This is a genomic window from Clostridioides sp. ES-S-0048-02, from assembly GCF_020658495.1.
Lineage (GTDB): Bacteria > Bacillota > Clostridia > Peptostreptococcales > Peptostreptococcaceae > Clostridioides.
The window spans coordinates 1-14,856 of the sequence record NZ_JACVWH010000018.1 but is presented as its reverse complement, the minus strand read 5'-3'; the positions used below and the strand labels follow the sequence as shown (position 1 = coordinate 14,856).

Sequence of the window (14,856 nt, the reverse complement as noted above, 5' to 3'; positions counted from 1 at the left end):
TTTTATATAATCTTTAAAAATTTTATATATTAAGTAGGACTTGATTGCAATTAACAGAAATAAAACTATAACTTATAAAATAAACAATCAAAAATGGTGTAAAAACTAATACTTTTTGTTAATATTAATAGATAAAGATAAACTAAGGTGGTGATTAAACTGACAATAGAAGAATACAAAAATAAATACTCTACTGGAAATAAGATTATACTTTCCTTAAAGAGTTTTGATGATAAAGAACTATACTATCATGAAACTTATAACATATTAAATTCAATAGATGAAATAGATAGATTAACATCAAGCAAGATATTTAAAATAATAGAAGATAAAAATGATTTAGCCTTAGAGTCTTATTATTCTAGTGTAATTGAAGGTGCCTTTTCAACTAGAAAGATTGCAAAATCTATAATTAGAGGAAAGATGAAACCAAGTAATAAAAGTGAGTACATGATTTACAATAATCATAGAGCCTTAGAATATGGATTAGATAATTTAGATAAGTTATATAGTCACAAATTTATATATGACTTACATCATATATTGGGTGAAAACTGCTTGGATTCAGAAGAATATGAGTATAGAACTGAAAAAGTATATGTATGTGATTCAAAAGGTGAAATTATACATACAGGACTGGATCCTTTGGAAATATATAATTTTATGGATGAATTAATAACTTTTATGGAAAATAGTAAGGTAAATGATTTAGTAAAGAGTGCAATAATTCATTTCTATTTTGTATATGTTCATCCTTTTAGTGATGGTAATGGAAGAACATCAAGAGCCTTATCTTATCTATATTTAATTGATAAAGGATATGATACTTTCAAGGAGTTTTCAATATCATATATGATATCTAAAAACAGAACTAAGTATTATAAGGCTATACTAGATGTAGAGAATAAGGGATATAATTTAACTGTATTTATAGAGTTCATGTTAAAGTCCATAATACAGTCTATAAATGAAATGAGAGACATGCATGATAGAAAGTCTTTAGAGAGTGTATTGAAAGAAGAGTTATTTGAAAATGATATTACTCTATCAGCAACAGAAGAACATATATTAAAATATATCTGTAGTAAAGATAACTATTCTATGACATTGGAAAACTATATTAAAAAGAATAAAAGTAGATACTTAAAGGCTGGAATAAAGGAAATTGAATTAGTTGACCAGTTGATGGAAGTGCTTAATAATCTTGAAGAAATAGAACTTTTATCAAGAGAAAAGGACATATATAAAGTTAATGAGAAGTACTTAAAAATGCTTGAAATAAGTTAAATTGATAGTATATAAAAATAGAAAATGTACATGGATATATAATAATAAACCCTCTAAGAATGAGTTTTCTTAGAGGGTTTTATTTTTTACTCTTAAAATAAAAAAGATTTTTATTTTGTCCAAAATTCATTTTATTATGCGTTGTATATACTGAAAGAGTAGGAGATGGTATAAAACTAGCAAATAACTAGGAGGAAATATATGAATAATAAGAAAAAAGCATTCTTGATTTCTGGCGCTATAAACGTAATTTTATTAATCATTGTTTTTGCATTGTTTAGTTATAACATTATAGAAAATAATACAAGAAATATGATAATAACTGTAATCTTAATTTTTATTTTTGAAATGATAAAAATAAAAATCATAGAGAAATATTATAACCTATAAATAAGAAATATTTTTCCTAAGAGCATATTGTAAAGTATGCTCTTAATTTAGTTATATAGATTTAAATGTAATAATGTCTTTTTTGTAGACGATTTATGTACGATTTATGACCGATTTGTGTACGATTTATGTCTTTTAATCATGATAATATTGTATTATGAAAAAATATATTTAATAAAAAATGGCTTGGAATCTATATTCTAGGTCTTTTTTTATATAAAAATTCAATCATTAGATTAGGAGGGCGTAGTATGTTGAAAGTTTTGCAAGAGAAAAATATAAGAATGATATGGTCAAAGGATGGTAGTGAGGTTTGGTTTAATGCAAATGATGTAGGAGAAGAATTAGGCATAGTAAATATTCGTGATACGTTAAGAAATATAGATAGAGAATATAAAAAGAAATTTAATGAGTCTACTGTCGGAGATTCCGACACTAGAAATTTTAAAAGCAAATTGCCAAACTTTGGTACTATCTTCATTACAGAAGAAGCAGTATATAATATGTCATTTAGAAGTAATAAACCAGAGGCAAAACTATTCACAAAGTGGGTTTCTAAAGTACTTAAACAAATTAGAATACATGGTTATTACATTGCTACAGAAAAGGACCAAGAATGGATAAATATAAGAACAGAAGGTAAAAAAGTAAGAAAAGATTTTACAGATGAAATACAAGAGTTTGTTTATTATGCTATTAACCAAGGTAGTAATAATCCTCAAATGTATTATAAACATTTCACTGAACTTGTAAGAAAAAACTAGGAATACCAAAAGATGTAAAAAGAGATGAATTAAATCAAAGTGAATTGTTTGATATACAAGCACTTGAAAGAGTCATATCTATGAAGTTGCCTAAGTTAATAGATAAAGATATGAACTATAAAGAGATATATAGGAAAATTAAAGAGTTAATAGAGATAATTTAATGCTATCTATATAGATGGTATTTTTTTATGCAATAAAACAAGTATTTTTAAAAGAGGTGTTTGAAATTAAACGAGATATAACAGAGGAAATTTTAAGTGCAGCATATGTACCAGATAATCTAAAATATTATGACAATGTAATGAAAGAAACTCCTGGTATGTACGGAAGAGAATGTTCTTTAGATTTTATAAGGAAAAAACAAGAAAAACTCCTGAAACTAAAAAAGAAGGTTAAAAGTAACTATCATTCCAAGATTGATAAGTTAGATTTGTATTTAAAAGTTTTAGAAGAAAGTATAATTGATGAATCTGATCATGTTGAATTAGTTACGTTTAAGTTATATTTGCAGTTAGAAAATGTGGTGAAAGTAACTAGAACTGTAAATGACTTAGGATTTAGAATAAAGACCAGTACTTATTCAAAAGAGAGAAGATACACTACAAATGATATAACCTCTATAATTACAGATTCTTTTGCTGATGTAGATGAAGATTTAAAGATGTTAGTACAAGAAAGGCAGAGAAAAAATTATTATGGGAATAAGGAGTGTTTTTAATGAATGGAAGCACATAAAGGACAAAAAGTTAATCCTATAAAAGATATTGAAGATGTATTTAGACTTTTAAATTTTTTAGAGGAATGGAATGAAAGAAATTACTTATTAGCTCTATTTGGAATGTGTACTGGACTTAGAATAGGGGATATATTAGCACTTAAAGTTGCAGATGTAACAGACATAAAGTTAGATAAAAAAGGGAAGAAGATAAGAGTATCTAAGGATTGGATTAGAGTTATAGAGGAAAAAAGAGATTATGACAGAGAAGTTTTCTTATCTGAAGTAATAAGAAGTGCTATAGAAAATTATACTCAAGATAGACCTGGAGAAGAGTTCTTATTTAAAAGTAATAAGAGACAGAAATTTAATAGACCCATACAAACAAGACAAGCAGGAAGAATAATAAAAGGAGCAGCAGAAAAGGTAGGAATAAAAGAAAATGTTGCGACACACTCTTTAAGAAAGACATTTGCAAGACATATTTATGATGAGGAGGAAAATAAGACTTATGCTTTAGAACTTATAAGAAAGATATTAGGTCATAAGACAATAGAAGTAACAAGAAGATATATTGGAATTGATAAAGAAGAAGAAGTAAAAGCAATAACTAAATTTACTAATAAATTAAAGAAAAGAAAAAGAGATTAGAATTGTTGTAAATTAGATCTAAATTTCATATGTTACGTTTTTCAGCAATAGGACATTACAAAAGTGTAAAGGCCTTTAATAATAGAATTTCCAAAGAATAGAATAGATTTATTAAGAAGTCTGAAAATCACTATTAGAGGACATTTTTTTGATATTAAACTAAATGTAGATATATTAAATATTAGAGTAAAGGAGTGATTTCTTGAGTGAAAAAGATGTTGATATAGTTAATACAGGATATAGAAGATTAGAAGAATTAAATCAAGAAGAATCAAAGTTAGTATCTCTCTTGATTTCAGGCTTTAACGTGACAGATGCTGCTAACTTAATTGGTATCAGTAGACAAACTGTTTATAACTGGATGAATAGAGAACATGTTAGGAAAGAAATGGACAGGCGTAAGCAAGAGCTGGCAAGCCAGGGGAACTCAATAATATTAAAAGATATAGAATCCTATGTTAATAATATTAAGGCATTGGCCAAAGATAATAGTGATAAGAGAGTAATGTTAGCAGCCAATCAATATCTTATAAATCGTATTTATGGTAATCCTACAAATACAGTTATACAAGAAGATAATGGTAATGGTATGGAAACTGGTGAAACAGAAATAGAAGCAGCCATAGCTAAGATAAGAATAAGAACAAAAAAATAATTCTTAATAAGCATTATTTTGATTAAAAAACTACCATTTTACAAATATTTATTGTAAAAATAAAGCATGGTGTAAATTTACATTGTAAAATATCTATTTTGATGTAAAAATAAAATTAAAAACGTAATTAATTTACAAAAAGAAGGATAAGTCTTTGACTCTAATTTTACATTTATGCTATAATATTATTTATAGAGTAAACATAGGTGGAGGGATCAAAGATGGTAGTAGGTTATATGAGAGTTTCAACAGCAGAACAAAATGAAGATAGACAATTAGTTACAATGAAAAAGCATAATACAGAAAAAATATATCAGGAGAAAATAAGTGCCAAAGATACTAAGAGATCACAACTAAACGCAATGTTAGATTTTGTAAGAGAAGGAGATACAATAATTGTACATGATTTTAGTAGACTTGCTAGAAGTACTAAAGACTTATTAGAAATAGTTGAGCTCTTAGAAAAGAAACATGTAAAGTTAATTAGTGATAAAGAAAATTTAGATACAAGTACACCTACAGGAAAACTTATGCTTACAATGCTTGGTGCAATATATGAATTTGAGAGAACAAACATGCTAGAAAGACAAAGAGAAGGTATCGCTATAGCTAAAGAACAGGGTAAATACAAAGGACGTAAAGAAGTTAAGATAGAGAACTTTGGTAGTTATTATGATAGATATAAGACTAGAGAACTTAATAAGACTCAATTGGCTAAAGAATTGGGAGTAAGTAGACCAACATTAGATAGATTAATAAAGAGCCATGAGAGTAACTAAGAAGAGCAATATATATGCTTAAGTTAATTTTAGTTGGGCAAATTCATAGAATTATGCCCTTTAATTATGTCTGAAATAATTATAAATAACTGTTTTTTAGTATAGGGGGGGGGGATACTTCTATTTCAAAAAAAGTATTTTTTATAGAAAATGAGTTCTAGAAATTTTCTAGTAAAATTTAAAAACCAGAGACATATTTCAAAGAGGGTGATTTTATTATAGAGAAAATTGTATTGTTCATTTTATTAACTATATTGCTAACTGAACCTAAAAAGAAAATAGAAGAGATAAAAGGATGTAAATACGAGTGGATAATTTAGAAAGAAATATACAATTAATATTTAGTTATCTAGCAAAGACTTTTATAAGAAATGGAGCAACTATAAAGGATGCTGAAAAAGAATCAAATGAGATCATAAAAGCAAATGCAAGTAATATTTTTGGTGTTAATGGCCTTGCCTATCAACTTGGGAAAATAAATTTAGAATTTTTCTGTATGTACTTTATGCAAGATACCTATCTACCAAAAGAAGATAATGCTGCTGCACCTATAGCTAAAGTTCATCATGAGTTATGGGAAGATATACAAGAATCTATAATTGGAGATGGATCACAACAATTAGGAAGAATTTATCAAAGAGGTACAGGTAAAAGTGCATTTGGAGATTTGGCAACAACTGTATGGTCACACTGTTATAAACATAAAATGTACACATTAATTTGTTCAGATATAGGTTCTACAGCAGAAAAATTTGTAAAAGATATAAAGAATGCTTTACTTGAAAATGAGTACATCAAAAAAGCATTTGGAGTACTTTTAAATGATAATGATAGAAAATATATTTGCAATAGTACTCAACTAGAATTAACTAATAAAACCTTTATTGAAGCAATATCATCTTCATCACCAATGAGAGGAAGAAAATACAATAATAATCGTCCTGATCTTATCATACTTGATGACTATCAGTCAGAGGAAAATGTTAGAACAGAAGATGCTAGAGAAAAAAAGTTTAAAAGATTTTCTGATGATGTAAAATATGCTGCACAAAAACCAGTTATAAGAAACGGTAAAACTATAAAAAGAGGAACAACTTTTATAGCATTAGGAACTTTGCAACATAAAGAATGTTTCTATAGTAGGCTAAAGAATTTACCAACATGGAAGTTTAAATGTGAAAAAGGAGTTTTAGTTGATAATGTAGATGAATTATTTAACTCTGGATTATGGCTAAAATTCAAAGAACTATTATTTGATTTTAAAAATACAAATCATCTTGAAGATGCTAAAGAGTTTTACTGGGATAATGAAAAAGAAATGAAATTTCCTATATTGTGGCCAAGTTTTTGGGATTGTTTAGACATGGCTTTAAGTTATTATGAAAATCCAACATCTTTTAAACAAGAGGTACAAAATGATGTAAATTCGATAGGTGAGAAATGGTTTAAAACAATAAGAACTGAATCTAGAGAATATATAGAAATTCATACATTTAAAAAGACAATGCTATTATGTGATCCAGCATCTGCAGGTGGGTCTAAACATGACTATAGTGCTTTTCTTGTTGGAAGCGAATCAGAAAATGGTTTACTATATGGCAGATTGGCAGAACTAGCCAAAATAAATGCTAGAACTGATTTTGATAAATATATAGACCATATGATTTATTTATTAAAAGTGTATCCAGATATAACACATGTTTATATAGAAAAAAATACATTTAATGGTGCAGATGCTAATCAATTAGAACTTAAAATAAAAAATGATGATATTCTTTACTACAGAGATATAGAAATCATTAATGATCACCAAAAGAAAAATAAAGATGATAAAATCTCTACTTTAATACCTGTTTTAAATAAAGGTCAAATGATTTTTGCAGAAGAAAATAAGGAATTTATACAGCAAATCCTTGATTTTACAGGACAAAAGTACTCTCTACATGATGATGCACCAGATATATCAGCAGAATTTATAAATAGGATTTTTAATATTAAAGTAAATGAAAGTATTACACTATTAGATAGAAGAAATTTAGGTCTTTGATTGTATGGAGGTGATGCATTAAGTGAAAATAGATTTAAATTTATTAAGAGAGATATATGATGATTGGAGTTTAAAAAAGCAAGAATACAACACTATGTATAAGTATTATAAAGGTGAAACAGATGCTATTAGTAACTATAAAATGGTTACCAAGAGGTCTAATAATAAGATAAACACTAATTTCTTAAAAAAGTTTATTAATGAAGAAGTCGCTTATTCTCTTGCAAATAAAATTACCTATACAAGTAGATTGGGTGATGAGAAGATTATAAATGATTTAGAATACTATACTTGCCATTGGAGTAAAAAGCATGATTCAGATTTATTAAGATACACACTACTATTTGGATTTTGTTATGAACTTTACTATGTAAAAAATAATGAAATGAAAGTAAGAATAATAAAACCAACAGATGGCTGTCATTATGAAAATGAAGATGGAGAGATTATCTATTTCTTTAGAGAATTTAAAAAAGATTTTAAAGATGATATTTATATAGATATATATGATAAAGAATACATCTATCATTTTGATTCAAACTTTAAAGAGATAGAAAAACCCACAGTAAACAATATATTTGATGGTAATGTTCCAATATCAATTTGCAAAAGAAGTGAAGAACTAGGAAAAAATACAATATTTAATGATATAAAAGGGTTACAGGATGCTTATGAAACTAATTTAAGTGATATAAGTAATGAAATTAGTGATTTCAGAAATGCATATCTAACTTTTTCTGGCTGCAATATTAAAGAAGAGGATTTACCAAGAATGAAGGAACTTGGAATACTTCAAGTTAATGGAGAAGGTAAAATAGAGTGGCTTATTAAAGATATGAATGATACATTTGTTCAAAATACATTATCTTCAATAAAAGAAAATATGTATGAAATTACATCCCATATAAATCATAATGAGAAAATGCAAAGTAATACATCAAGCCTAGCAGTTATAGCAAGATTAATAAGTACTGAATGGATTTGTAGTCAAAATAATGATAGTATTGCAGATACTTTATTTAATAGGTACAAATTATTGTGCATTTGGCTTAATAAAAAATATGGTTTTGACTATGATTATAAAGATATTAAGGCTAAATTTACCCCTAAGATACCACGTGATGATTTAGTTGTAGCAAATATATTAAGTCAACTTGGAGATAAATTATCTACTGAAACCGGATTATCTCAACTAAGTTTCATTGATAATCCTCATGCAGAAATGGAAAAGGCTAAAAAAGAACAGGAAATAGTTTCAGAGGGAGAGATTTTATTAGATGAATCAAAAGATTATAACTAAGTTGACTGAAGATATATATAAATCTGCTGAAAATAGGACAAAACAATTTTATAAGTATCAAAGAGAAAACAGAGATAAACTTCTATTAGAGATAGCAAAGATATTGCTAACACATGATATTATCAATGAATATTTAAACATTAATAATAAAGATAAGAAAAATCTAAGGTCAAAACTTAATAAAATTATAAATGAGTATTCTAACAATTATGATGATGAAGTCAAGGGTATAGAAACTATTTTATCTGATTTATCTAAGAAGAAATATTCAAATTTGATAATTTTATTAGGAGTAATACTGAAAATAAAAGATATGAACAATAAAGTTATAAATAAGATAGTGAATAATAAGGTTGATGGAAAACATTGGAGTGACAGACTTTGGAAGAATAAAAAAGGTATAGAAGAGTCTTTAAAAAAAGAAATAAAGAGTTTTCTAAATGGAAAAACTTCTGTAAATAAGATAGAAAAAGCAATAAGAGATAAGTATTCAACTGGAGCAAGTCAGACAAGGCGATTAGTAGAATATGAAGTATCTAGGTGCCAAAGTGAAGTAAATGAGTATTTTTTCAAAACACAAGGTATTATAAAAGTAATGTATTGTGCTGATTTAGATTCTCATACATGTAATGATTGTAGTATTTATAATGGATTAACCTTCTATGTAAATGAACCAAGACCATCACTACCACAACATTGTTTTTGTAGATGTGAATATATACCTGTTATCTAACACATATTGATTTGATATGTGTATTTACTATATCCAAATTTATAAAAAGGAGAAAAATATGCAAAAAAGAGAAATGATAGAACTATTACAAAATATAGAAGACGAATCAGAGATAGATTCTTTATTAGAAAATTTAGACTTGTTTAAGTCAAAAGAACCCAAAAGTCCCACAATAGATGAATTTAAATCCTTAATTTTAAGTGATTCAAACTTTAAGTCTTTTATGGATAAAGAAAACAGTAAATATTATAGTGAAAAGTTAGAGCATTTCAAGAAAAATGATATGCAAACACTTATAAATGCTGAAGTTCTAAAAAGAACTTCTACAAATGAAACAGAGGAACAAAAAGCTATAAGGGAACTAAATGAAAAATTGGATAGATTAGAAAAAGAAAAAAGACACACAGAAATGATTTCTAAATATAAGGATATTTTAGTTGAAAAGAAAATACCTACAAACTTAATTGAATATCTACTATCTGATGATGATGAAAAAACAAATGCAAATATAGAAATATTTGAAAACTCAATGAAGCAATATATCCAGTCTGGAGTAGATGAAAGAATTAAAGATGGCTCATATACACCACCTGGAAAAGAAGGAGATAATGAACTATCAGAAGTTAGAAAGCAGATAAAACAAGGTTTGAATAGTTTCTAAAAAAGAGAGGATGATTTTATAAATGGCTAATGTATTACAATATGTAACGCTTTTTCAACAAGAATTGGATTCACAAATAGTGGTAGGTTCAACTACTGGATGGATGGAAAGAAACTCTGGTCAAGTTATATATGATGGAGGTAGAGAAGTAAAGATTCCTAAAGTGTCTATGGATGGTTTAGAGGATTATGATAGATCTAAAGGATACGCTCCAGGAGCAATAACACTTGAATATGAGACTAGAAGAATGGAAATGGATAGAAGTAGAGAGTTTATGCTTGATTCGATGGATGTAAATGAAACAAATTTCGTTGTAAACGCCTCTTCTGTAATGGGATTATTTCAAAAGCAACATGTTATACCAGAAATAGATGCATATAGATATTCAAAGATATTTTCAGAAGTTTCTAAAGTTGATGATCGTGTAAAATATTCTTATGGAGCCTCTGCTGCAAGTATTTTAAGTGAATTAAAATATCAGATAGCATCAATTCAAGATTCAACTGGTGATATACCTCTTATTATTAGTATGTCTAGTATAGTGGCAAGTATATTAGAACAGTCTACTCAACTTGATGATATTGAATTTGGTGATGGGGATATAAAAAGAATTGTAAAATCTATAGATAATGTACCTATAATAAAAGTTCCATCAAAAAGAATGAAAACAGAATATATATTCATGGATGGAAAAACATCTGGCCAGACAGCAGGAGGTTTTAAAGAAGGACCAAAAGCACTAGATATAAACTGGTTAATAACTCCATCATCTGCTCCAATTGCAATATCTAAGACAGATAAACCAAGAATATTTACTCCAAATCAAAATCAATCAGCTGATGCTTACAAAATAGATTATAGAAAGTATCATGATTTATGGTTATTAGATGAACCAATAAAACTTCGTAGAGCATGTGTAAAGCAAGCAAAGGCTACTCAAGAGTAGAGGTGAAATAAATGTTTGTATTAAAAAAAGATAATGTTATTAGGCTTGCTAATAATGAATATGAAAGTAATAATCTAGTATCAAAGGGATTTAAAATATATTTAGAAGAAGTGACTAAAGAGAATATTGAGAAAAAAGAGGGAAAAACCGAAAAAGTTAAATCAATCTCTAATAATTTGTTTAATCTATCTAAACCAGAACTTATGGAAATTGCTAAAGGCAAGAATATAAAAGGATATTCAACTAAATCTAAGGAAGAATTAATTCAGATATTAAATGAATACAATGTTTGATAATATTAAATTGATTTTTGGTTTAGAAGATGATAAATATGATAAGTTAATAACTCTTTATATGAATAAGATAAGTGAAATGGTTTTGGAGTACTGTGGTAGAGTTGAACTAAGTATTGCATTAGAAGGATTTGTGGAAGAAAAAGTAATATCTATATTATCTTCAAGATTTGAAGAACTTAAGAAAAATAGTGGCCTTGATAATATAGACAAAGGGGTAAAAGCTATAACTAGAGGTGACACAAAAATAGAATATAATACTCCAACATTACAAAATATCGAAACTAATATAAGTTCATCATCTTTTCTAACTGATGTTGATAAAAAATTTCTAAGCCCATTTTGTATTGTTGGTATGTATTAGGAGGAGATAAAATGACTGAGGCAGATATACTAGAAATGACTTATTTTGATAGTATGACTATTATTAGGAAACTAAAAGTATGGAATGAAGAAACATGCTCTAGTGATTTTAATGATGTTATTATAGCTGAAAATATCCCTTGTTCAGTCTCAAGAAAAGAAGAGGCTATTATAAGTGGTGATATTGGAACTATAGTGGTAAATAGAAAGTTGTTTTGTAGGCCAGAAGTTGATATAAAAGCAGGTGATACTATAAATGTAACTTATAGTTATGGAGAGAAATCTATATTTAAAACTTCTAAAGTTAATGTATATTTAAGCCATATGGAAATACCTATCGCAGAAATGGAGAGGATATAATGGGAATAGAAAATCTAGGAGTTTTTGAATCATTAGCACTAGATTTAAAATTAAATGCATCTAATTTCAATAGAAAAATTAAGAAGTTTACAAATGAAACAGGTAAAGAGTTAGCAGAAAATATAAGAGATGAAACTCCTGTAAAGACTGAAAAGTTAAAAAGTGGCTGGGAAGAAGAACAACCAAAGTATGATACTTATATTGTTAAAGATGAAGTTGAATATGCCACACTAGTAAATGATGGCCATGCAACTAAAAATGGTGGAATTGTTCCGGGTGTATTTATGGTTGAAAAAGGGATTGAAAAAACAAAGGAAAATATGACAAGTGCAAAAGCAAATCTATTTGATTGGTAGGTGTTAAATTGCTTACAAACAGAGACATTATAATAGCAGTTAATAAAAGAATCGAAAATGAATTTAGAGATATAGATATTTTTATTAATGAAGATAACACACAAGGCTTTGAGGAGGCTTGTTTTTTTGTGCAACTTTTACCTGTGTCTAATAATATTGGAAATAAAGTTTTGGATATAAAGAAGATATTCATAGATATTGAATATTATCAAAGAGCTAGAAAAAATAAATTAAATCTATATGACATACAAAGTATATTAGAAAAAATATTTAATAGAAGCATTAGAGTTAAAGATAGGAGTTTAACTATAGAGAATATATCTCCATCAATTGTAAAAGATTCTGTAGGGTATAAACTAACTTTTCTAATTACTGTATCTTATTTTGAAGCGATTTACTTTAGTAAAGAAACATATGAAACAATGGAAAACATAGATTTAAAGATAGGAAGTGATTAAATGGGTTTACCAGAAATTAATATATCCTTTATTCAGGCTGGAAAAACTTTTGTTAAACGTTCTGGTGGTATTGTAGCACTTATTTTAAAAGATATAAAGAATACAGGATTGATTGAAATACAGGAAATAGAAGATATTCCAAATGGCTATTCTGCTGACAATTTAGACTATATAAAAATGACAATGAGAGGAAATATATATCCTCCAAATAAAATATTAGTTTACACATTAGATGTAGATGAATTAATAGATGATGCTCTAGACTTTCTTGAAACTTGTGAGTTTAATTACCTTTGTATGCCAGAGGAAACAGAGCAAGAGTTGCCTAAAATCAATGCATGGATTAATAAGATGAGAGAAGATAATAAAATGACGGTTTGGTTCAATAACTTAAGTGAACCAATAAAAAGAGTTATCACTAATGTAATACTTTCAGTTGGAGCATTTGGCGTACTTTTACTAACTATAGGAGCAGTATCTTTAATTGTTTCAAAGGCTATAGGAGTATTTAGTTTCTTCGTTCCAATAATACTAAGAGCAAAAGTTGCTTTCAGAGCTTTTGTAATTGGGATGAAACCATTAAGTGCAGTATTTTTGGCTGTAATGGGTCCTATAGGATGGACTATAACAGCTATAATTGCATTGTCAGTAGCATTTACTGTTGCTTATGCTAAGTCTGAAGTCTTTAGAAATAAAGTTAATTCATTAGTAAAATCATTTGTAGAATTCGCAAAACCTATAGTAAGTTTTTGTATGCCTGCACTTAAACAATTAGGTGAAAAATTTAAAGAATTATTATCTTCACTTGGACCATTATTTGCATCTATATTAAATTTAGGTAGTGTGATAATGAAGGTGTTAGGGCCTGTCTTAATTGGTGTAATAGGGTTTCATATAGCAAAATTAGTTTTAATTTTATCTACTTTGGCAACGGCATTTAGAGCTGTTGTAGATACTATAACTAATGTATTAAATGGTCTAGCATCTATTTTAAGTGGTATTTTTGATTTAATTATAGGTATTGTCACAGGCGATAGTAAAAAAATGATGGATGGAGTTAAGCAAATATTTGATGGTGGAACTAAAATTATAAAATCAATTTGGAAAGGTTTCATAGATTTTATAACTGCTCCAATAGAAGCAGTGGCTGATATTGTAGATAGTTTATTTAAGGATAAAGCGAAATGGCTTACAGACAAATGGAGAGATTTAAGAACCTTCTTAGAAAATCCAATTGAAGCAACCGCGAAAATATCTACTAAAACAAATGTGAATATACCTGGAAGTAAAGCAGCAGATGCAGCTGGAAAATCTACACCAAATACAGGTGGATTAAAACAAACAATGGCAAATTTAAAAGGTTCATTTAGTGATTTTAAAACTTTTATTAAACCTATGACAGATTCTATAAGTCAAGGAGTTGAATCTGGAAAAACTAAATTTACAGAACTGCAAAATAAGATATTAAATGATGTTAAACCTGCACTAAAGGTTCTAGAGGATTCTGGAGTAAGTTTTAAGAATAAATTCAAGGAATCAATAACTTCAATAAAAGATAAATTTAATGAGTTAAAGGATATATTAGTAGGAAATATCAAGACAAATATAGATAATCTAGTAAAAGCATTTGAACCTTTAAAGCCACACTTAGATAATTTAAAAGAATGTTTTGATAAGGTTAAACAGGCGATTACTGATTTTTTTACTCCAGCTAAACAAGTTGGAGATACAGTAGACTAGGTAAGCCAACCAATGGACAATATGAAAAAGTCTACTGATGGCATAAAGTTAGCATTTCAAAACTTAGGTCAAGCACTTGCCCCTGTTAAAGCTTGGTTTCAAGGATTTATGCCTTTCCTATCACAAATAGGGCAACAATTATTACCAGCTATAGGAATAGCAATAGCTGGTGTTGTTGGTGGAATAATTTTAGCATTTATATGGTTTTTAAATACATTAACAGCAATAATAACAACTGTTTCTGGAATTATAAACGGAATTATATCTTTTATATCTGGAATTATAAATGTTGTAATGGGACTTATAACAGGAAATGCTGACCAGACAATGGATGGCCTTAAACAAATATTTGATG

The 14,856-nt window shown here is 27.6% G+C and carries 18 protein-coding genes and 1 pseudogene; all 19 read left to right on the top strand.

All coding sequences use genetic code 11. The annotated features are described in order from the left end of the window. Positions 1-150 precede the first annotated feature (150 nt). Positions 151-1,287, top strand: coding sequence for a Fic family protein (locus IC173_RS16750; protein WP_227855899.1), 1,137 nt, complete (start codon positions 151-153; stop codon positions 1,285-1,287). A gap of 201 nt (positions 1,288-1,488) precedes the next feature. Continuing rightward, entirely contained in the window at positions 1,489-1,677 is a 189-nt protein-coding gene (locus tag IC173_RS16745) for a hypothetical protein (RefSeq protein ID WP_227845852.1), read from the top strand. A 251-nt stretch (positions 1,678-1,928) separates the two neighbouring features. After that, entirely contained in the window at positions 1,929-2,441 is a 513-nt protein-coding gene (locus tag IC173_RS16740; protein WP_227855898.1) for a Bro-N domain-containing protein, read from the top strand. A gap of 178 nt (positions 2,442-2,619) precedes the next feature. Continuing rightward, positions 2,620-3,162 (top strand): hypothetical protein, encoded by a 543-nt coding sequence (locus IC173_RS16735; protein ID WP_227855897.1) that lies wholly within the window; start codon positions 2,620-2,622, stop codon positions 3,160-3,162. Positions 3,163-3,165: 3 nt separating this feature from the next. After that, complete coding sequence (locus IC173_RS16730) at positions 3,166-3,810, top strand: tyrosine-type recombinase/integrase (protein ID WP_227855896.1); 645 nt, start codon at positions 3,166-3,168, stop codon at positions 3,808-3,810. A gap of 202 nt (positions 3,811-4,012) precedes the next feature. Beyond that, complete coding sequence (locus IC173_RS16725) at positions 4,013-4,465, top strand: helix-turn-helix domain-containing protein (protein WP_227437234.1); 453 nt, start codon at positions 4,013-4,015, stop codon at positions 4,463-4,465. Between the two features lie 221 nt (positions 4,466-4,686). Beyond that, positions 4,687-5,244 (top strand): recombinase family protein, encoded by a 558-nt coding sequence (locus tag IC173_RS16720; RefSeq protein WP_227483675.1) that lies wholly within the window; start codon positions 4,687-4,689, stop codon positions 5,242-5,244. A gap of 307 nt (positions 5,245-5,551) precedes the next feature. Beyond that, positions 5,552-7,291: a hypothetical protein gene (locus IC173_RS16715; RefSeq protein WP_227855895.1), complete on the top strand. Its 1,740-nt coding sequence runs from the start codon at positions 5,552-5,554 to the stop codon at positions 7,289-7,291. Between the two features lie 22 nt (positions 7,292-7,313). Further along, complete coding sequence (locus IC173_RS16710) at positions 7,314-8,591, top strand: phage portal protein (RefSeq protein WP_227855894.1); 1,278 nt, start codon at positions 7,314-7,316, stop codon at positions 8,589-8,591. Continuing rightward, positions 8,569-9,324, top strand: coding sequence for a minor capsid protein (locus IC173_RS16705; RefSeq protein WP_227855893.1), 756 nt, complete (start codon positions 8,569-8,571; stop codon positions 9,322-9,324). The genes IC173_RS16710 and IC173_RS16705 overlap by 23 nt, the downstream gene beginning before the upstream one ends. Before the next feature lie 58 nt (positions 9,325-9,382). Then, positions 9,383-9,985 (top strand): DUF4355 domain-containing protein, encoded by a 603-nt coding sequence (locus IC173_RS16700; protein ID WP_227855892.1) that lies wholly within the window; start codon positions 9,383-9,385, stop codon positions 9,983-9,985. A gap of 22 nt (positions 9,986-10,007) precedes the next feature. Beyond that, positions 10,008-10,931 (top strand): hypothetical protein, encoded by a 924-nt coding sequence (locus tag IC173_RS16695; RefSeq protein ID WP_227855891.1) that lies wholly within the window; start codon positions 10,008-10,010, stop codon positions 10,929-10,931. Positions 10,932-10,942: 11 nt separating this feature from the next. Further along, positions 10,943-11,224, top strand: coding sequence for a Rho termination factor N-terminal domain-containing protein (locus tag IC173_RS16690; RefSeq protein WP_227855890.1), 282 nt, complete (start codon positions 10,943-10,945; stop codon positions 11,222-11,224). Then, entirely contained in the window at positions 11,208-11,588 is a 381-nt protein-coding gene (locus IC173_RS16685) for a phage head-tail connector protein (protein WP_227855889.1), read from the top strand. The genes IC173_RS16690 and IC173_RS16685 overlap by 17 nt, the downstream gene beginning before the upstream one ends. A gap of 11 nt (positions 11,589-11,599) precedes the next feature. Further along, positions 11,600-11,947: a hypothetical protein gene (locus IC173_RS16680; protein WP_227855888.1), complete on the top strand. Its 348-nt coding sequence runs from the start codon at positions 11,600-11,602 to the stop codon at positions 11,945-11,947. Continuing rightward, complete coding sequence (locus IC173_RS16675) at positions 11,947-12,303, top strand: HK97 gp10 family phage protein (protein WP_227855887.1); 357 nt, start codon at positions 11,947-11,949, stop codon at positions 12,301-12,303. The genes IC173_RS16680 and IC173_RS16675 overlap by 1 nt, the downstream gene beginning before the upstream one ends. An 8-nt stretch (positions 12,304-12,311) precedes the next feature. Next, positions 12,312-12,761 (top strand): DUF6838 family protein, encoded by a 450-nt coding sequence (locus tag IC173_RS16670; protein ID WP_227855886.1) that lies wholly within the window; start codon positions 12,312-12,314, stop codon positions 12,759-12,761. Then, positions 12,762-14,501, top strand: a complete 1,740-nt coding sequence (locus IC173_RS16665; RefSeq protein ID WP_227855885.1) for a hypothetical protein — start codon at positions 12,762-12,764, stop codon at positions 14,499-14,501. It begins immediately after the preceding gene. A gap of 12 nt (positions 14,502-14,513) precedes the next feature. Beyond that, positions 14,514-14,856: pseudogene (locus IC173_RS16660) on the top strand (phage tail tape measure protein); the annotation flags it as partial.